The sequence below is a fragment of the Lentzea flava genome, assembly GCF_014648475.1.
GTDB lineage: Bacteria > Actinomycetota > Actinomycetes > Mycobacteriales > Pseudonocardiaceae > Lentzea > Lentzea flava.
In genome coordinates this window covers 90,165-108,643 of sequence record NZ_BMRE01000027.1, presented here as the reverse complement: position 1 = coordinate 108,643, position 18,479 = coordinate 90,165, and the positions used below count along the sequence as shown (strand labels likewise).

The following is an 18,479-nucleotide window of genomic DNA, read 5'->3' as shown; positions in this document are numbered from 1 at the left end:
CTTGTTACGAAGACGCTACGCATCCACTGTGCGGTTCTGGAAGAACAACCAGAACCGATCGAGCCCCTGCTCGGGGTTTGGGTTGAATTCCATAGTGTTTCGGTGGTTATAGCGTTGGGGAAACACCCGGTCCCATTCCGAACCCGGTAGTTAAGCCCTTCTGCGCCGATGGTACTGCACTGGTTACGGTGTGGGAGAGTAGGTCGCCGCCGAACTTAATGTGGCCCTGCGGGTCGAGTTGCCAAAAGCGACTCCCCGCAGGGCTTTTTCACGTTCCAACGCCGCGCAGACTCTCATCCTGAATTCAGGATGATTTCCTTCAATTCCGCCAGGGTCTGGATCCGATAACGTGCTCCGGAGAAGTCCTGCCCTTTGGTGAATTCATTGTGGACTACCGCACAGTCGATACCTGCTGCCACTGCCGAGCGCAGCCCTCGAGCCGAGTCCTCGACGACCAGAGTTTCCTCCCTGCTCGCCCCCATCCGATCCAGGCCGGTCAGGTACGGCTCCGGGTGCGGCTTGGCGAGCGTGTAGTCCTCGCGTGCAAGAACAAAGTCCATGAACTGACAGATCCGGCGCTTCTCGTGGATGATGTCGAAATCCGCGCGCTTCGCGGTGGTCACGATGGCCATGCGGACGAACTTCGACAGTTCGGCCAGGGTGTCGACGACGCCTTCGGTCTCGATCGACTCGGTTCTCAGATACTCCTGGTAGTAGGCGTCCCGGACCGCGCGCTGCCTGGCGATGGTCTCCTCGTCGACACCTGCTGCCTTGGCCTGGGTCCAGGTCCCCAGTCCCTGGCCCATGTCGCTGAGGTACTGGTCCTCGTCCAGGGTCACCCCGATCTCGGCAAGAGCGCGTGCTCCAGCCTGGAAGTACCAGAATTCGGTGTCCACCAGAACGCCGTCGTGATCGAACAGTATGTAGCGCTTCACCACCCTCATCCTCCTCGATCATCGGAAAATCCGATGCGCCGCGCCCGTTCGCGTCCCTAGCGTCGAGTGCATGAGGATCCTCGCGCTGCTGTGCCTAGTGATGTCCCTGACCGCCGCACCCGCCAACGCCTCCCCGATCCGCTGCTCGACGCCGGCCGTCTCCACCTTCCACACCGCCACCACCTGGTACGAGAACCTGGAGTTCGACGGCAACACGATCTGGCTCTCCAACCTCACCGGCAACGCCGTCGAGCAGTACCGCCTGGACGGCACCTTCCTGCAAAAACACGACCTCCGAGCCCCCGGCGCCATCCGCAAGGGTCGCGACGGCCTGCTTTACGTCAACTTCGGCAACGACGGCCCGGACACCCGCCCCCAACCGTCCGGCGTGGTCCGCCTGACGCCGAAACCCGAGGTCTGGATCGGCGGCGACACCCTGAGCTCCGCCAACGGCGCCGAGTTCGACTCCCGCGGCCACCTCTACGTCTCCGACCCCTTCACCGGCCTGTACGAGTTCGATCGCCGCGGCTCCCTGGTCCGCCACATCGACCTGGCCTACCCCAACGGCATCGTCACCATCGGCAACACCGTCTTCACCAACATCGTCATCGACCCGCAGTCCGCCATCGTCCGCATCACCGGCAACCGCCAGACGCGCATCGAACTCGGCGCTCCGGACAAGAACCTCGACGACCTTGCCGTCGGCCCCGACGGCAAGCTCTACGTCACGGCCTTCACCAGCGGTGAGCTCATCAAGGTCGACCCGTGGACCGGCGCGCACTGCACGCTGCTCACCGGCCTCAAGAACCCGACGGCCGCCCGCTTCCTCCCAGGCACCAAGACGATGTTCGTCACCCACGCCTCGGGCACGGTCCTGAAGGTCCGCCTCTAGAACAGCCTGTTCGCCAGCCCCGCAACCGCTTGCGCATCGCAGTCGCGGAGCAGCTCGCGCAGGTTCGCCGCCGCCTTGCGATCCGAGTGGGCGAACCCGAGCTTGGCGATCGTCGCGCCCCACCGGACGTCGTCGTCGACCGCGTCGGCCAGGTCCAGCCACCCACCGCGCAGCCGGTGCAGGTACGCGGGCCACCTGACCGCGATCTCGGCGACGGCGACCAGGTGGCCGGCCTGCTCGACGTCCATCGAGATGAGCACACGCAGGTAGAACTGCCAGACGTTCAGCAGCCGCTTCTCCTCGCGCACCGACTGCTCCGGTTGTGCCCTGAGCCGCCGCCGGAGGTGTTCGCGCACCTCGGGATGCTGCTCGATCACCACAACGACGTTCTCGACGTCGAGCTTGTTCAGCAACCCGTCGAGCTCGCCGGGTTCGAGGCGCGGGAGATCCGACTGGGTGGGCGCCGGGTCGGGATCGTCGCGGTGCACCGGCCCGAGCTGGGCCAGCAGGATCCGGTCGACGTTGTCCTCGGTGGTGCGAGGGAGTCGGACGGGGAGCTGCACCAGTTTGCGCAGGAACGTCCATCCCGGACTCGGGTCGTCCGGGTGCGTCACGATCTTGGCGTCGGCGAGTTCCTTGTAGGCGTTGTCGACGTGCGCCGCGACGACTGTGGTGTCGAGGCCCAGCACGAACCTCGTGGCCGGGAAGTCGTCGGACAGGAACACGTTGATCGCCTCGAACACCTGGGCCGTGGTGCGTGGCGTGCACCGGTCGAGGTCGTCGATCAGCAGGATGACCCGATACCTGTGAGCTTCCAGGTCTTTCAGCAACTCGCGGATGTCGTGCTGCACCAGGTAGAGGTAGCCGGACCGGGCGTTGTAGTACGGGTCGCGGATCAACGGATCCGTTGTGGTGCCGGAGAAAGCGTTGCTGGCGACCGGCCCGGCGAACAGCTCGCCCGGCAGGAACGCCGACGCCTTGCCGAACAGGTACCGCAGTCCGGTGTGCAGCACGCCGGCGACCGCGAGACCGGCGGTCGCCCACCACGCCCAACCGACGTTGAGCTTGGTCAGCCCGCCGAGCAGCGACAGCCCGAAACCTAGACCCGCGAACGACAACAGCGGCGAGAAGATCCGCTTCCACAGCTGGCGCTGGAGATGCCGGCGGTCGACCCGACGGGCGTTGCGGGCGAACCAGTAACGCTCGCGGTTGTTCTGGTGCGGCAGGATCGCCGACTCGGCGGCCTCGGTCACCGCCTTCGCGAGCCCCGCCCACACCTGCTCGCTCGACTGGTGCCGCCAGGGGTTGAACGACACCACCAGCGGCTTGATCATCGGCTTGATCTTCGTCGGCCGCTGCTTCGGCGGCGGCATCCCCGCCGGCGGCCGGTACAGCATCCAGTCCGCCTGGGACACGGTGAACCTGAGCCGCCGCCCGACCGTGGTGGGTTGGGTGTGCAACCGGTTCTTGACCAGTTCGAGCAGCGTGCTCTTGCCCGAACCCCAGGCACCTTCCACCGTGATCACGGTGGGTCCGTCGTCGTCATCCGGCCGCAGCACGTCCCTGAGGGCTTCGACCAGGGTGCCGCGGTCGAGCAGGTCCTCCTGCGCGACGCGGTCGTTGAACCCGCGGGTTGACACAGGACCGATCTGGGGAACGTGCGGCAGTGACGGGTCCCAGACGTACATCCTGCCTTCGTCCCCGCCGGACGCGATGCGTGGCCGTCCGTCTGGTCCTCGGTAGGTGAGCAGGGCGGTGATGGGACTCTGCTGCGCGGCGACGCGCACTTGCAGGCCGCTGCGCACGTCCCACAGTTTGATGTTGCCGGCCTCGCTTGCTGTCATGAGCAGTGCCCCGCAGACACCCATCGCGGTGATGTCGGTCTCGTGCGCACGCAGCAAATTGCCGGTGGACAGGGCGACATCGCCGCCGACCGCTTCTGCGGTGATGCCCCTCAGCGTCACCGGCGAGGTTCCGGTGAACCCAGGTCGGTGCGCCATGCCCCCGCGGACGCCGACGCCCTCGCCCGTGTAGGCGTGCACGATGACTGTGGTGCTGGCCCCGATGATCACAATCCACGGACCCTCCAGTGGATCCGGGGTGACTCCGAGTTGTGTGATGGGCTCGCCGAACTCGACGACGCGTTCGAGCCTCATGCGCATGGGCATCGGATCCAGCGGTTCAGCGGAGCTCACGCCTGGCAAAGTACCGAGTTTCGTTTCCGGGAGGTTTCTGTCTGGACGGACTAGTGCGCGATCGGCGTAACAGGGGTGAAGATGTGGACCATGGAACGCCGCCGAGCCCGCACCTCAGGACTGCGCCGCAGCCGCACGGTCACCACGCCGAGGCTCGGTGAGCTGTTCAACGGCTATCTCAACCCCGCGCGGCCACACGCGGGGGCGTACGACGAGATGTTCTCCACCGACAACGGCGTGCGGTCCGCCTACCGCGCGCTGTACGAGTCGGTCGCTCCGTCGCAGGTCCACGAGCTGAACGCGCGGAGCGAAGCGCTGGGCAGGGCGTTCGTCGACCAGGGCATCACGTTCAGTCTCAGCGGTCAGGAGCGGCCGTTCCCGCTCGACCTCATCCCGCGCATCATCACCGCGAGCGAGTGGTCGAAGCTCGAAAAAGGCATTGTGCAGCGGGTGCGGGCGCTGGAGATGTTCCTCGCGGACATCTACGGCGACGCGCAGATCGTCCGGGATGGAGTGTTGCCGCGGCGTCTCATCACGTCGTGCGAGCACTTCCACCGGGAGGCGGCCGGCATCAACCCGCCGAACGGGGTGCGCATCCACGTCGCGGGTGTCGACCTCGTCCGGGACGAGCAGGGCACGTTCCGGGTTCTCGAGGACAATCTTCGGTGCCCGTCCGGCGTCTCCTACGTCATGGAGAACCGGCGGACGATGGCGCGGGTGTTCCCCGATCTGTTCGCACGGCATCGCGTGCGCGCGGTGGGCGACTACGCGGTGCATCTGCTCCGTGCGCTTCGCAACGCCGCGGCGCCCAACGCGGCGGATCCGAACGTTGTGGTGCTGACGCCGGGTCTGGCGAACTCCGCCTACTTCGAGCACTCGCTGCTCGCGCGGCAGATGGGTGTGGAGCTGGTCGAGGGGCGGGATCTGTTCTGCCGCGACAACTTCGTGTACCTCCGCACCACGGAAGGGGAGCGGCAGGTCGACGTCATCTACCGGCGCATCGACGACGACTTCCTGGATCCCGTGCACTTCCGGCCGGACTCGGTGCTGGGCATCGCCGGCCTCCTCAATGCCGCGCGAGCGGGCAACGTCGTCATCGCGAACGCGGTCGGCAACGGGGTGGCGGACGACAAGCTCGTCTACACCTACATGCCGGAGATCCTGCAGTACTACCTGGGCGAGAAGGCGTTGCTGCCCAACGTCGACACGTTCCGGTGCTGGTTGCCGGACGAGCGGGCGCACGTGCTGGACCACCTCGACGAGCTCGTCGTGAAGCCCGTTGAGGGGTCGGGCGGGTACGGGATCGTGTTCGGGCCCGACGCCAGCGCCAAGGAGCTCACGTCGCTGCGGAAGCGGATCAAGAGCAACCCGCGCGGGTGGATCGCGCAGCCCGTGGTGCAGTTGAGCACGGTGCCGACGAAGGTCGGCGACAAGCTGGCGCCCAGGCACGTGGACCTGCGGCCGTTCGCGGTCAACGACGGGAACTTCATCTTCGTGTTGCCCGGCGGGCTGACGCGGGTGGCGTTGCCGGAGGGCAGCCTCGTGGTCAACTCGTCGCAGGGCGGCGGGTCGAAGGACACCTGGGTGCTGGCGGCGAAGTCGTCGACGCAGGAACGTGAGCTGGCGGAGCCGGGACTGGCCGGACCGTCCGAAATGGAGGCTGCGGCTGCCGAGCAGGGGCCGGAGCTGACCACGTCCCAGCAACAGCAACAACAGCAGCAGTAGGGAGGCGCGCGAAATGCTGGCACGCAACGCGGAGTCGCTGTACTGGATCGGCCGCTACGTCGAACGGGCGGACGACACGGCGCGCATCCTGGACGTGTCTGTGCATCAGCTGCTGGAAGACGCGACGGTGGACCCGGACGCCACGTCGCGGCAGCTGCTGACGGTTCTCGGGATCACGCCGCCGGTCGGGGCCGATCAGTTCGACGTGTGGTCGTTGACCGAACTGGTGGCGTACAACAAGGACAACCCCAGCTCGATCGTCAGCTCCGTCAACAGCGCGCGGGAGAACACCCGTGGTGCGCGCGAGGTCGTGTCGACGGAGATGTGGGAGTGCCTCAACGCGATGTGGAACGCCGTCGCGGAACGGCAGACCTACGCGCGGACGATGGGGCCGCACGCGTTCTTCAGCTTCGTGGAGGAACGGGCGGCGATGTTCGCGGGGCTGGCCGACTCCACGATGTCGCGGGACGACGGGTGGCGGTTCCTGGTGCTCGGGCGGTCCGTCGAACGGGTGGACATGATCGTGCGGCTGCTGCTGGCGCGCGTCGGGGACAAGGCCTCTTCTCCTGGCTGGGTAACGGTTTTGCGGTCGGCCGGTGCGCACGACACGTATCTGCGGACGTATCGCGGGGCGTTGGACGCGTCGCGGGTTGTGCAGTTCCTGTTGCTGGACAGGCTGTTTCCGCGGTCGGTGTTCCACGCGTTGCGGCAGGCCGAGTCGTGCTTGGAGCAGTTGGAGAACCAGCCGTCGGTGCGGGTCGGCGCGCGGGCGGAGGCGTTGCGGTTGCTCGGCAAGGCCCGCAGTGACCTGGAGTTCTTGCGGCCCCATGATTTGTTGCCCGACCTGCCGAAGCGGTTGGCTGCGTTGCAGAAGACCGTGCGGGACGTCGGCGAGGCCGTGTCGCAGCAGTACTTCCACTCGGCGCCGTGGGTCGCCTGGACGAACACCGAGGTGGGCTGACCTATGAGCTGGCGAGTGCGTGTTGTGCACACGACCGGGTATCGCTACGAGGCGCCGGTGGTGCAGTCGTACAACGAGGCGCGGTTGACACCGCGTGGCGATCGACGGCAGAACGTCGTGGTCTCGCGCGTTGAAACCAACCCGGCCACCCGCGCGTATCGGTACACCGACTACTGGGGCACGGAGGTGACGTCCTTCGACCTGCACGCGCCACACACCGAGTTGAAGGTCGTCGCGTCGTCGGTGGTGGAGACCAGCTCCGAGATCGAGCCGGTGACTTCGGGTTCGTGGGCGGACCTGCGCGAGGACAGCCTCATCGACCGGTACACGGAGTTCCTGGAGCCCACGCGCTACACGCCGCGCAACCGTGAGCTGCTGGCCAAGGCGCGCGAGTTGCGGAAGGGCAACTCGCCGTCGGACGCGGTGCTGGCCGCCTCGGAGTGGGTGTGGGAGCAGCTGAAGTACCAGCCCGGGTCGACCGGTGTGCACAGCTCGGCCGTGGACGCGTGGCAGGAACGCAAAGGCGTCTGCCAGGACTTCGCGCATCTGACGTTGGTGTTGTTGCGGGGTATGGGGATTCCGGCGCGCTATGTGTCCGGATACCTGCACACGAAGAAGGACGGTGCGCCGCGAGAGACCGTGCGTGGCGAGTCGCACGCGTGGATCGAGGCGTGGACCGGTGGGTGGTGGGGGTACGACCCGACCAACGCGATCCCCGTTGGGCCACGGCACGTGTGGGTGGCACTTGGGCGTGACTACTCGGATGTGGCGCCGTTGAAGGGGATCTACTCAGGAGGAGCGGCCACCGCGCTGGAAGTGACGGTCGAGATCACGCGCCTCGCCTGACGGTTTTCACCCGAACGAGCCTGTTCATTGGAGCCGGGGCAAGGCCTAGCGTCGGCCTATGACTGTGATCACGGCGACGGTGTGCAGCAGGGCTCTGGGTGACGAGCTGCGCCGCCTCAGGGAGACGTGCACCGACCTGGGCGGCGCCCAGATGGCAATGCGACTGGGCTGGCACCCGAGCAAGGTGACCAACATCGAGAAGGGCAAGGCGCGCGCCAGCGAGATCGACCTGGTGCAGTTCCTGACGATGTGCGGCAAGGACATCGACTTCTTCGAAAACTTCCGGCGCCAGTACAAGGACGCGTTCGACGAGTACATCGTCCAGGTGCACGACAACCTCCGCACGGTCGCGTTCGCCGAGTCCACCGCCAAGACGATCACCAGTTACACCCCGCAGACAGTGCCGGGCCTGATGCAGACGCCGGAGTACGCCGACGCGTACTACCGGCTCGGTGGATTCGTGGCCGAGGAGCGGATTCCGGCGAACGTGCAGGTCCGCATCGAGCGTCAGGCGATCCTCCGACGACACGATCGGCCGACTTGCTTGTTCTACGTCCATGAAGTAGCGCTGCTGCAGCGGATCGGTGACGACAAGATCATGGAGGATCAGTTCGCTCGGCTGATGTTCAACACGGACATCGTCCGCATCGTGCCGCTGGACGTCGTGGTTCCCTCTTCGGGATGCGTGCTGTGGGAGTACGAGAAGTCGAAAGCGGTGGCCTTCAGCGAAACCGATCTTGCGCACATGTTCGTGCAAGACCCCGGAGCGATCGCACGAACCAGGCTGCTCTTCGATCACTTGGCCGAGGTCGCGTTGGATGCGGAACAATCGCGGAGGAAGCTGGCGGAGTACGTCAGTCCACCGCGAGAGGAATTCTTTGATGGCCGAGGACCGCGTCTGGCGTAAGAGCAGCTACAGCAACGCCACCGAAGGAGGCGAGTGCGTCGAGATCTCGTTCGCTCAGGACGTGCTGGTTCGTGACTCCAAGAACGCCGACGCGGGCACGCTGACGTTCAGCGCACCCGCGTGGCGTGCGTTCGTTCAGCGCCAGCCGTGACGTTCGCGCAGGGCGTCCACGACCTGACCGAAGGCGGCGGGGGCCAGCACGGCACCCTCGCGCCGGATGTCGTCGTCCGAGTCGAGGGCGAACACCCGGTCGAGCCGCAGGTAGGACGGGCGGCCGTCGCGGTCCCACGCGCCTGAGCCCAGTTCCAGGTAGTCGTCGCGCGGCTCCTTCGACGAGAGCATCAGCGCGATCAGCTCGCCGTTCGCGCGGCCCACGACGAGCAGCGGGCGGTCCTTGCCGCGTGACGCGTCCTCCTCGAAGGGCACCCAGGCCCAGACGACCTCGCCGGGGTCGGCGTCGCCGTCCATCGAGGGCTCGTACTCGAGCTTCGCGGCGTCGGCGGCGTCGTAGATCTCCCGGACCGCACCGCGAGCCGGGCGGGGGTCCTCACCGTTCATCAGCACGGAGGCACCTTAGACGAGCAGGTCACTCCTCGTTGATCTCCGGGGCCGGGCCGGCGTCCGTCGTGCCGCCGTCCTGCGCGGGTGTGGCGAAAGCCTGTCCCGCGGAGGTGGCGGCGGGTCCGACGGACTTGACCACAGCCGTCTGGCCCTCCCGGTTGACCCTGATCACGACATCCTGCTCGGTGACGTCGAGCTCGATCACGATGCGCACGTTGATTCCCCTCACGTGGTCAGGACAGGACCGCGAACCGGCCGTCGAAGGTGACCGTGGCGCCGGTCAGGTTCTTGACCGTGATCCAGTACGTGCACTGGGTCGAGCTCGCCCGCTCGACGGCGACGTCCCAGTCCAGCTGCGGTGCGCCGGACACCGCGGACGTGGGCATGACGTACCAGACGACGTGCCACCCGACCGGCCATCCCCAGGTGAACCACCGGTGCGAGGTGTTGGGTGCGAGGCTTGCGCTGAACTGCGTTCCGGTCCACATGGCGGTTTCCCCGATCAGGTGCTGAGAACGTCGTAGCGGCCCTCGAAGCGGACCGGGTGCGGGCTGGAGTTGGTCACGGTGATCCAGTAGGTCGCCTGGGTGGCGTTGGCTCGTTCGACCGCGACCGACCACGAGAGCGTCGGGGTGCCGGGGCAGATCAGCGTCGGCATGATCGTCCACAGCACGTGCCAGTTCGCCGGCCAGCCGAAGGTGAACCACCGCTGGCTCGTGTTGCCCGCGATGGTCCCGAACCACTGCGTGCGAGGCGGCCGGGTCAGGCAGTTGAAGTACGGCGGCGGCCCGCTCGCCCCGGCCGCTCTGAGCTGCAGCTGGGCGCGGTACGTCGCGAGCACGGAGTTCGTCTGGCTGTACGTCGGGTCGAAGGTCAGCCCACCGCCGATCGACCGGTGGAACACGTCCGCGCCGGTCGGCACGAGGCTCGCGGCGGGGTCGCCCTGCACCGACGCCCACGTCGCGCGCGGCACCGGGTTCGGGAAGAGCGCCGGGTCGACCACGTACGTCTCACCGGTCGTGAGCGTGAGCGTCGGTGCCACGTGCCAGCCCCAGTACACGTTGCAGTTGGGCTTGTTGAAGCTGACCACGTGCAGGTTGCCGTAGATCCACACCTTGTCCGGCTGCACCCCGGCCGCGATCATCAACCGGCACATCTCGTGCGCCCGCCCCCAGCACCCGTCGTCGGGATAGGTGAACGGAATTCCAGGTGGAATCGGATTCGCGGAACACGCCGTTCGGTTGTTGACGAGGGTGAACATCTCGTTCGCCTTGGCGAGCGTCACCGGTGTGCCGAGAACTTCGCTGTCACCTGTTTCCACGCTTTCCGAGCGTACTTTTGGGTCGGGCCGGACATCGATGATCTCGTGCTCGTCGAGCGTTTCCGTGACGAGCACCGGCTCCTGACTCTCGTGGGCCCGGCGCAGCGCGGCGAGCAGCTCGCCGAACTCCGGGTTGTCCCGCGACAGCCGGTGCCGCGCCTGCGAGACGACCAGCTCGACGTCCACCCCGTCGTCCTGTTCTCGCAGCTCACCGACCACAACGGGCAACGGGCACAGCACCTCGGTGATCACTCCCGTGGCGGGGTCGAGCTCCACGTAGGCAGCCAGCCCGGCCGTGCGCATCTCGTCCAGCGCGGCCAGCCAACTCCCCGCGCGGGAATCATCGAGATCCAGCCGGGCAGTGCTCCCGCTCTCGAAAACCACGGCGCGATATCGCGTTTCCGCGGTCACCTCGGCCGGCAACTCGCTGACTTCTTCGACCAGAACGTTTTCGCGCGGCATCGCACGACCTCCCCTGCCCGCGATCTTTCCCTCGGTGCGGGCCGGAGAATGTTATTGCGGGAGGGCATTACGCACACAGAGCCGAAAGCCCATGTCATTCTGCTATTGGTTCGGCCATCGGAGTGACGTGCGGAGGGCCGGTGCGGCGGGGCCGGGCCCGGACCAGTGGTGCAGGGCGGGTCGGCAACTATGGGACCATAAGGGGACACCCGTCCGATTTCCTGCTGAGGACCACCTTGACCACGTTCGCCGACACGACGTTCACGTCGCCGGAGCTGATCCGGAACTTCTGCATCATCGCGCACATCGACCACGGCAAGTCGACGCTGGCCGACCGGATGCTGCAGCTCACCGGCGTGGTCGAGGAGCGGGCGATGCGCGCGCAGTACCTCGACCGCATGGACATCGAGCGGGAGCGAGGCATCACCATCAAGGCGCAGAACGTGCGCCTTCCGTGGCAGGTCGACGGGCAGGACCACGTTCTGCACATGATCGACACGCCCGGCCACGTCGACTTCACCTACGAGGTCTCGCGGGCGCTGGAGGCGTGTGAGGGCGCGATCCTGCTGGTCGACGCCGCGCAGGGCATCGAGGCGCAGACGCTCGCGAACCTGTACCTGGCGATGGAGAACGACCTCACCATCATCCCGGTGCTGAACAAGATCGACCTGCCCGCCGCTGACCCGGACAAGTACTCGAAGGAGATCGCGCACATCGTCGGCTGCGAGCCGGAGGACGTGCTGCGGGTCTCGGCGAAGACCGGCGTCGGTGTGGCCGAGCTGCTCAACGAGGTCGTCAGGCAGGTGCCGGCCCCGGTCGGCGAGGCTGACGCCCCGGCGCGCGCCATGATCTTCGACTCGGTCTACGACACCTACCGCGGCGTCGTCACCTACATCAGGGTCGTGGACGGCAAGATAACGCCGCGCGAGCGCATCAAGATGATGTCGACGGGTGCCACCCACGAGATCCTCGAGGTCGGCATCATCTCGCCCGAGCCGAAGCCGTCGCGCGGCCTCGGCGTCGGCGAGGTGGGCTACCTGATCACCGGCGTGAAGGACGTCCGCCAGTCGAAGGTCGGCGACACGGTCACGTCCGAGAAGAAGGGCGCCACCGAGCCGCTGGCGGGTTACCGCGAGCCGCGCCCGATGGTCTACTCGGGCCTCTACCCCGTCGACGGCTCCGACTACCCGGAGCTGCGCGAGGCGCTGGAGAAACTGCAGCTCAACGACGCGGCGCTGACGTTCGAGCCGGAGACCTCCGCCGCGCTGGGCTTCGGTTTCCGCTGCGGCTTCCTCGGTCTGCTGCACCTGGAGATCACCCGCGACCGCCTGGAGCGCGAGTTCGGCCTCGACCTCATCTCCACGGCCCCGAACGTCGTCTACCGCGTGATCATGGAAGACGGCACCGAGCACGTCGTGACGAACCCGTCCGACTGGCCGGAGGGCAAGCGCGCCGAGGTGTACGAGCCCGTCACCAAGTGCACGATCATCGCGCCGTCCGACTACATCGGCGCGATCATGGAGCTCTGCCAGTCCAAGCGCGGTCAGCTCGGCGGCATGGACTACCTGTCGGAGGACCGCGTCGAGCTGCGCTACACGATGCCCCTCGGCGAGATCATCTTCGACTTCTTCGACTCGCTGAAGTCGCGCACGCGCGGCTACGCGTCGCTCGACTACGAAGAGTCCGGCGAGGCCGAGGCCGACCTGGTCAAGGTCGACATCCTGCTGCAGGGCGAAGCCGTCGACGCGTTCTCCGCGATCGTGCACAAGGACCACGCGTACGGCTACGGCACGCGCATGGCGACCAAGCTGCGCGAGCTGATCCCGAGGCAGCAGTTCGAGGTGCCGATCCAGGCCGCGATCGGTTCGCGCGTGATCGCGCGCGAGACGATCCGCGCGATCCGCAAGGACGTTCTCGCCAAGTGCTACGGCGGTGACATCACCCGCAAGCGCAAGCTGCTGGAGAAGCAGAAGGAAGGCAAGAAGCGCATGAAGATGGTCGGCCGCGTCGAGGTGCCGCAGGAGGCCTTCGTCGCCGCACTGTCCACTGAGGAGCCGAAGGGCAAGAAGTAGGCGCGGTGGCACGTCTTCACGTCGGCTGCGCCATGTGGAACCACAAGGCGTGGCCCGGGCGGTTCCTGCCGCAGTCGCTTCCCGCCGGGGAGCGACTGCGGGCCTACGCGGGCTGGTGCAACGCCGTCGAGGGCAACACCACGTTCTACGCGACGCCCGCCCGGAAGACCGTCGAGACCTGGGCGCGGCAGACCGATACCGGATTCCGGTTCGTGGTCAAGCTGCCCAAGGTCGTCACGCACGAGCGTCGGCTGGCCGGTGTCGAGGTCGAGATGCGGGCGTTCCTGGACGCGATCGAACCCCTCGGCGAACGCGCGGTCCTGTGGACCCAGCTGCCCGGTTCGTTCGGCCCGGCGGAGGTCGACGCGCTGGGCCGCTTCCTGCGCAGGCTGCCGGCCGGCCTCCGGCGTGCCGTGGAGGTGCGTCACCCGGTGTTCTTCACCGACGCCGGTGCGACGTTGTTGCTGGAGAAGGCACTCGCCGGCGCGGACGCCGAGTGGGTGCCGTTCGACACCGAGGTCTTCTTCCAGAGCCCGCCGACCAGCGAGGCCGAGCAGGAGGCCTGGGACCGCAAACCGCGGTTGCCCCGGCGGACGCGGGCGCTGACCGACCAGCCGATCGTCCGCTACCTGGGCAGGGACTCGGTCGAGGACACGGTCGAGGGGTGGCGGCCGTGGACCGAGGTGGTCGCCGGCTGGCTGCGGGAGGGCCGGTCGCCGACGGTGTTCGTGCACACCCCCGACAACGACGACGCGCCCGCGCTGGCCCGCAGGTTCCACGACGAGGTGCGAACGCTCGTGCCCGGCCTCGACGCACTGCCGGAACCCGAGCCGGTTGAGCCCGCGACCCTGTTCTGAGCTCACTCGCAAGAGGCCTTCGTCGCTGCACTGTCCACTGAGGAGCCGAAGGGCAAGAAGCAGGCCTTTGCTCTTTTGCCTGGTGCAGGTCGATAACGGTCGGGTTATCGGTGGTTGCGGGGTTCGCCGTTGATCGTCGAAGTCCGGCCGGGGAGGCTCTCGGCATGACATCCAGAGTCTGGTTCGTCACCGGAGCTGACCGTCGCATCGGCCGTGCGTACACGAAGGCGGCGCTCGCCGCCGGTGACCGGGTGGTCGGCGCCGCCCGTGACGTCTCACGTCTCGACGACCTCGCCGCGGTGTACCCGGGCCGGCTGCTGGCGCTGAGCCTGGACGTGACGGACCGTCCGGCGGTGTTCGCGGCGGTCGACGAGGCGGTCGCGCGGTTCGGCCGGCTCGATGTCGTCGTGAACGACGCGGGGGCGTTGTTCACCGGGATGATGCAGCAGCTCACGGGGGCGGCGGACCGCGCGCGGCAGGACCTGAACTTCTTCGGCGCGCCCTGGGTCGGCCAGGCCGCGCTGCCACTGCTGCGGGCCCAGGGCAGCGGGCACATCGTGCAGATCTCCACCATCGGCGCGGGCACCGAGGCTCCTCAGGTCCGCGTCCGGCTCACCATCGTGCAACCGGGCGGCGGCTGGACCGACCTCTACGCCAGCAACACCACGACCAGTGCGATCGACAGCGCACCACGTGCAGCAGTTCGCGTCTCCTGAAGGGAATCCGTTGAACACCGATGTGATCATCGCGGGCGCCGGCCCGGCCGGCCTGATGCTGGCCGCCGAGCTGCGCCTGGCCGGAGTGCGGCCGCTCGTGCTGGAGCGGCAGCCGCGGCGCCGCGACACCCCGAAGGCCGGTGGTCTCGGCGGGCAGGTGCTGGAGTTGTTGCGGTACCGGGGTTTGCTGGACCGGTTCGAAGCGGCCTGCACCGAGCCCCGCCCGGCGCCGCGGTTCCCGTTCGGTGGCGTGCACCTGGACTTCACGCAGCTCGCGGATCCGCCGATGCACGCTTTGCCGCTGCCGCAACAGTTGCTGGAGAAGCTGCTCGACGAACGCGCGGACGAGCTCGGAGTCGACATCCACCGCGGCCACGAGGTCGTCGGGGTGAGCCAGGACGCCGACGCGGTGACCGCGGACGTGCAGGGGCCGGACGGGCCGTACCAGGTGACCGCACGCTACCTGGTGGGGTGCGACGGCGCGCGCAGCCGGGTCCGGGGCTGGGCTGGAATCGGGTTCCCCGGCACCACCTACCCCGAGGTCAACCGGCTGGCGCAGGTCACACTGCCGGCCGAGGTGACCGTGCTCGACAACGGTGCGCTTGAGGTGGCCGGCTCCGGTGTCGTCAACGCGGGCTTCACCCGGACCGATGGGGGTCTCTTCGGGGTCGGCGCGTCGCCTGCCTCCAAGGTTGTTTCGGTGTACACCATCGAGGACGAGACGACCGAGTACGACGACGACGTTCCGATGACCGTGGCGGAGCTGCAGGAGAGCATCCAGCGCGTGCTCGGCGTGCATCTGCCCGTGGGAGAAGCGCATCGGTTGTCGCGGTTCACCTTCCAGGCTCGGCGGGCCGAGTCGTTCCGCGCCGGGCGGGTCTTCCTGGCCGGCGACGCGGCGCACCTGTTCCCGGCCACTGGAATCGCGATCAACGCCGGCATGCTCGACGCCGTCAACCTCGCCTGGAAACTGGCCGCCGAGGTCCAGGGCTGGGCACCGGCCGGTCTGCTGGACACCTACAACGACGAACGGCAGCACGCCGTCGAACGGACGTTGCTGCACAGCCAGGCTCAGGTGGCGTTGCGGCGGGCCCACGACCCCGCCGCGCAGGCGCTCCGGGAGCTGTTCCAGGAACTGCTCAGCGACGAGCAGCCACTGCGTCGCATGGGAGAGCTGGTCGCCGGCTCGGACATCCGGTACCCCGGCTCGCACGCGTTGACCGGCGCGTTCGTCCCCGATCTCACCCTGCACACCGACCAGGGCGTCACCAGCGTCGCGGAGCTCATGCACGCGGCCCGGCCTGTGTTCCTCGACCTGGCCGGCCGCGTGGATCTGCTGGAGCTCGTCCAGGGCGTCGACGTCCACACCGCCAAGACCGATGACCGGCCCGCCGACGCCCTGCTGATCCGGCCGGACGGGCACGTCGCCTGGGCCGCGGCCGTCGACGAACCCGCGGACACCGCCGCTCCCGCGTTGCGCGAGGCGCTCACCAGGTGGTTCGGCGCATGATCGACCAGTTGTCCGCGCAGCAGGCCGAGCAGTGGCACTCCGTGCTGGCCGCGTCGCTGGCGCACGACCTGCCCGGTCAACCGCTGCCCACCCTGGAGCAGCTCACCACGCCGGGCCTGGACAGCCGCCGGTTGTTCTGGCTGGCCGACGAACCCGACGGCACGGTCTCCGGTGCCGCCTCCCTGCGGTTGTTCGACCGCCGGGGACAGGAGCACCTGGCCGAGCTGGAGTTGTACGTGCACCCCGACTGGCGCCGCCGGGGCGTGGGTTCCCGACTGCTGGCACAAGTCGTCCTCGCCGCGCAGGCGGAGAACCGGCGCAGTCTGGTCGCCGGTGTCGGTGACATCGAGCCGGGAACGTCTTTCTGCGCCGCGCGGAACTTCGAGCGGGTGTTGACGTTGCGGCATCTGCTGCTCGATCTGTCCGAAGTGGACTTGGAGGTGGCCGATCCCGCCGGCTACCGACTGCGGTCCTGGGCGGGCACGGTGCCGGACGAGTTGGCCGACGCGTTCGCCACCGCCAAGAACGCGATGAACGACATGCCCACCGGCGACATGGACTACGGCACGCAGCAGTGGGACGCCGAGCGGGTCCGCGCGATGGCCTGGGTGGTGGCCGACCGCGGCGACACCCTGCTGACCGCGGCCGCGCTGCACGGGGAGGTGGTGGCCGGGTTCACCGAGATCGTCATCCGGGCCGGAGAACAGCGGCGGGCGTTGCAGTACGACACCGTGGTCGTGCCCGCACACCGCGGCCACGGGTTGGGCAGGTGGCTGAAGACGGCGATGGTGCGGCAGTTGCGCGCCGAGCACCCCGGCATCGTCGAGATCGAGACCGACAACGCCGACGACAACACCCACATGATCGCCGTCAACGAACGAATGGGCTTCCGCGAGCACCGCCGGGCGCACACGTACCAGCTGAAGATCAGCTAGCGCCGTACCTGCGCGGGCCGAGCTCCGTCGCCACGTCGACGAAGCCGCGCCCGCGCGGGTGCAGCCCGTCCGTGTGCCACACCAGCGCCCACTCCGTGAGCGGCACGTCGTGGATCGGCACGAAGACGACGCCGGGGTGGGTGTAGTACTGCAGCACGTGCTCGTTCGCCGTCGTCACGCACTTGCGGTCGGCAACCAGGGTGAGCACCTGGTGCCACGTGGTGACCAGGGGACCCTTCGGGATGGGCCGGCCGCTCGGGGTGTGCGTGGGCAGCATGGAGCTGGTCCAGTACTCGGGCAGGTGCGAGCCGACGTGGACGACGACCCGGTCGGCCAGGTCCTCCAGCGACACCGACGGCCGATCGGCCAGCTCGTGGCCCGGCCACGTGGCGATCACCCGTCCCTCGGTCAGGAGCACCGGCCCTTCGATGAGATCCGGCTCTCGCACCGGTCGCCACAGCACCGCCAGATCCAGTTCCCCGGCCCGCAGCTGGCTGAACGGGTCGCTGAAGTGGATCTCCTGGAGCGAGACGTCACAGGCGGGATACCGGTCGCGGAACGCGTCGATGACGTTCCGCAGCTCGTGCCCGACCATGCCCATGACACCCAGCCGCACGGTCCCGGTCACGCCTCGCGCCGACTCGGTCGCCCGCGCCACGCCCCGGTGGATCGCGTCGTAGCCGGCCCGCAGGTCGTCGCGCAGCTGCTCGCCGAGCTGGGTCAGCGTCACCGCGCGGCTGGTGCGGTCGAACAACACCCCGCCGATCCGGCGCTCCTGCGCCTTGATCGCCTGGCTCACCCGTGCCTGCGAGACGTGCAGTCGCTCCGCGGCCCGGCCGAAGTGCAACTCCTCGGCCAGGGTCAGGAATATCTCGATGTCGCGCAGCTCCACACACGCCCCCATAACTGCCACCTTCGCTCACGATAACAGTGGCGTTATGGGGACTTACTTGCTGACGCGATAGGTGACGTGCGTGAACCCGTTGCCCGCGCGCGACTCCACCTGCTCCAGGCCGAGCGGCGGCACCCCGTCGAACAACCGCGTGCCCGCGCCGAGCGTGATCGGCACGATCCGAAGTCGCAGCTCGTCGATCAAGCCGGCCTTGAGGTACTGGTTGATCGTGGTGGCGCCGCCGTGGATGGAGATGTTGCCGTCGCCGGCCGCCTCGCGCGCCAGCTTGAACGCGGCTTCGATGCCGTCGGTGATGAAATGGAACGTCGTGCCGCCCTCCATCGGCTGCGGCTCGCGTGCGTGATGGGTGAGCACGAAGACCGGCGCGTGGTACGGCGGGTTGTCGCCCCACCAGCCGTTCCACGGGCGGTCCCAGTCGCCGCGGATCGGGCCGAACATGTTGCGGCCCATGATGAACGCCTTGGTCGTGGCCAGTTTGTCCATCTGCCACTGTCGTTCGTCCGCGTCTTCCATCCAGGCGTGGAGCTTGCTGCCCCAGCCGTCGCCGCCGTCGTCGCCGAACGGGCGGTCCTCGGACTGGTTGAGGCCGGCGGAGTAGCCGTCGAGGGAGATCGTCAAGTCACAGGTCACCATGACCCATGAGCGTGGCCCACGCGCCGTGCGACGTCCAG

19 protein-coding genes and 1 rRNA gene are annotated in these 18,479 nt (G+C 67.9%); 12 read left to right on the top strand and 8 right to left on the bottom strand.

Translation table 11 applies throughout. From position 1 onward, the window contains the following. Positions 1-98: 98 nt before the first annotated feature. Positions 99-215 (top strand): 5S ribosomal RNA (gene rrf, locus IEZ09_RS27385). Positions 216-293: 78 nt separating this feature from the next. Here the strand turns inward: rrf and IEZ09_RS27380 are convergent. Next, entirely contained in the window at positions 294-938 is a 645-nt protein-coding gene (locus IEZ09_RS27380; RefSeq protein WP_229813002.1) for an HAD family hydrolase, read from the bottom strand. A gap of 67 nt (positions 939-1,005) precedes the next feature. Here IEZ09_RS27380 and IEZ09_RS27375 point away from each other — a divergent pair, with 67 nt between their 5' ends. Continuing rightward, positions 1,006-1,827, top strand: coding sequence for an SMP-30/gluconolactonase/LRE family protein (locus IEZ09_RS27375; RefSeq protein WP_189256636.1), 822 nt, complete (start codon positions 1,006-1,008; stop codon positions 1,825-1,827). Here IEZ09_RS27375 and IEZ09_RS27370 read toward each other — a convergent pair. Continuing rightward, complete coding sequence (locus IEZ09_RS27370; protein WP_189256635.1) at positions 1,824-4,022, bottom strand: KAP family P-loop NTPase fold protein; 2,199 nt, start codon at positions 4,020-4,022, stop codon at positions 1,824-1,826. The genes IEZ09_RS27375 and IEZ09_RS27370 overlap by 4 nt on opposite strands. 90 nt (positions 4,023-4,112) lie before the next feature. On the opposite strand from IEZ09_RS27370, the gene IEZ09_RS27365 reads away from it, so the two are divergent. The 5 genes from IEZ09_RS27365 to IEZ09_RS27345 are packed head-to-tail and all read left to right on the top strand — an operon-like array spanning position 4,113 to position 8,612. Beyond that, a complete protein-coding gene (locus IEZ09_RS27365; protein WP_189256634.1) occupies positions 4,113-5,747 on the top strand; it encodes a circularly permuted type 2 ATP-grasp protein in 1,635 nt (544 codons plus the stop codon). 13 nt (positions 5,748-5,760) lie between these two features. After that, on the top strand, positions 5,761-6,708 hold the full coding sequence (locus IEZ09_RS27360) for an alpha-E domain-containing protein (protein WP_189256633.1): 948 nt from the start codon (positions 5,761-5,763) through the stop codon (positions 6,706-6,708). 3 nt (positions 6,709-6,711) lie between these two features. Continuing rightward, a complete protein-coding gene (locus tag IEZ09_RS27355; RefSeq protein ID WP_189256632.1) occupies positions 6,712-7,554 on the top strand; it encodes a transglutaminase family protein in 843 nt (280 codons plus the stop codon). Positions 7,555-7,612: 58 nt separating this feature from the next. Continuing rightward, positions 7,613-8,461: a helix-turn-helix domain-containing protein gene (locus IEZ09_RS27350; protein ID WP_189256631.1), complete on the top strand. Its 849-nt coding sequence runs from the start codon at positions 7,613-7,615 to the stop codon at positions 8,459-8,461. After that, complete coding sequence (locus IEZ09_RS27345; RefSeq protein ID WP_189256630.1) at positions 8,436-8,612, top strand: DUF397 domain-containing protein; 177 nt, start codon at positions 8,436-8,438, stop codon at positions 8,610-8,612. Before IEZ09_RS27350 ends, IEZ09_RS27345 begins: the two co-directional genes overlap by 26 nt. Here IEZ09_RS27345 and IEZ09_RS27340 read toward each other — a convergent pair. Genes IEZ09_RS27340 through IEZ09_RS27325 form a run of 4 tightly spaced genes read right to left on the bottom strand, consistent with a single transcriptional unit; the run spans position 8,597 to position 10,805 of the window. Continuing rightward, positions 8,597-9,019 carry a type II toxin-antitoxin system PemK/MazF family toxin gene (locus tag IEZ09_RS27340; protein ID WP_189256649.1) on the bottom strand — a complete coding sequence of 141 codons (423 nt, stop codon included), beginning with the start codon at positions 9,017-9,019 and terminating at the stop codon, positions 8,597-8,599. The two genes, IEZ09_RS27345 and IEZ09_RS27340, sit on opposite strands and share 16 nt — an antisense overlap. A 28-nt stretch (positions 9,020-9,047) precedes the next feature. Then, positions 9,048-9,251 (bottom strand): hypothetical protein, encoded by a 204-nt coding sequence (locus IEZ09_RS27335; protein WP_189256629.1) that lies wholly within the window; start codon positions 9,249-9,251, stop codon positions 9,048-9,050. Between the two features lie 4 nt (positions 9,252-9,255). Then, positions 9,256-9,510, bottom strand: a complete 255-nt coding sequence (locus IEZ09_RS27330) for a hypothetical protein (protein WP_189256628.1) — start codon at positions 9,508-9,510, stop codon at positions 9,256-9,258. Positions 9,511-9,524: 14 nt separating this feature from the next. Beyond that, a complete protein-coding gene (locus IEZ09_RS27325) occupies positions 9,525-10,805 on the bottom strand; it encodes a protein-glutamine glutaminase family protein (RefSeq protein WP_189256627.1) in 1,281 nt (426 codons plus the stop codon). 236 nt (positions 10,806-11,041) lie between these two features. On the opposite strand from IEZ09_RS27325, the gene lepA reads away from it, so the two are divergent. The 5 genes from lepA (at position 11,042) to IEZ09_RS27300 (ending at position 16,895) form a co-directional block, all read left to right on the top strand. Continuing rightward, entirely contained in the window at positions 11,042-12,877 is a 1,836-nt protein-coding gene (lepA, locus tag IEZ09_RS27320; RefSeq protein WP_189256626.1) for a translation elongation factor 4, read from the top strand. Between the two features lie 5 nt (positions 12,878-12,882). Beyond that, positions 12,883-13,734 (top strand): DUF72 domain-containing protein, encoded by an 852-nt coding sequence (locus IEZ09_RS27315; RefSeq protein ID WP_502255048.1) that lies wholly within the window; start codon positions 12,883-12,885, stop codon positions 13,732-13,734. Positions 13,735-13,898: 164 nt separating this feature from the next. Continuing rightward, positions 13,899-14,450 (top strand): SDR family NAD(P)-dependent oxidoreductase, encoded by a 552-nt coding sequence (locus IEZ09_RS27310; protein WP_189256625.1) that lies wholly within the window; start codon positions 13,899-13,901, stop codon positions 14,448-14,450. A 10-nt stretch (positions 14,451-14,460) separates the two neighbouring features. Further along, positions 14,461-15,960: an FAD-dependent monooxygenase gene (locus IEZ09_RS27305; protein WP_189256624.1), complete on the top strand. Its 1,500-nt coding sequence runs from the start codon at positions 14,461-14,463 to the stop codon at positions 15,958-15,960. Continuing rightward, a complete protein-coding gene (locus IEZ09_RS27300) occupies positions 15,957-16,895 on the top strand; it encodes a GNAT family N-acetyltransferase (RefSeq protein ID WP_189256623.1) in 939 nt (312 codons plus the stop codon). Before IEZ09_RS27305 ends, IEZ09_RS27300 begins: the two co-directional genes overlap by 4 nt. Here the strand turns inward: IEZ09_RS27300 and IEZ09_RS27295 are convergent. Continuing rightward, on the bottom strand, positions 16,888-17,799 hold the full coding sequence (locus IEZ09_RS27295; protein ID WP_189256622.1) for a LysR family transcriptional regulator: 912 nt from the start codon (positions 17,797-17,799) through the stop codon (positions 16,888-16,890). The genes IEZ09_RS27300 and IEZ09_RS27295 overlap by 8 nt on opposite strands. 42 nt (positions 17,800-17,841) lie before the next feature. Next, complete coding sequence (locus IEZ09_RS27290) at positions 17,842-18,441, bottom strand: dihydrofolate reductase family protein (RefSeq protein WP_189256621.1); 600 nt, start codon at positions 18,439-18,441, stop codon at positions 17,842-17,844. Positions 18,442-18,479: the final 38 nt, after the last annotated feature.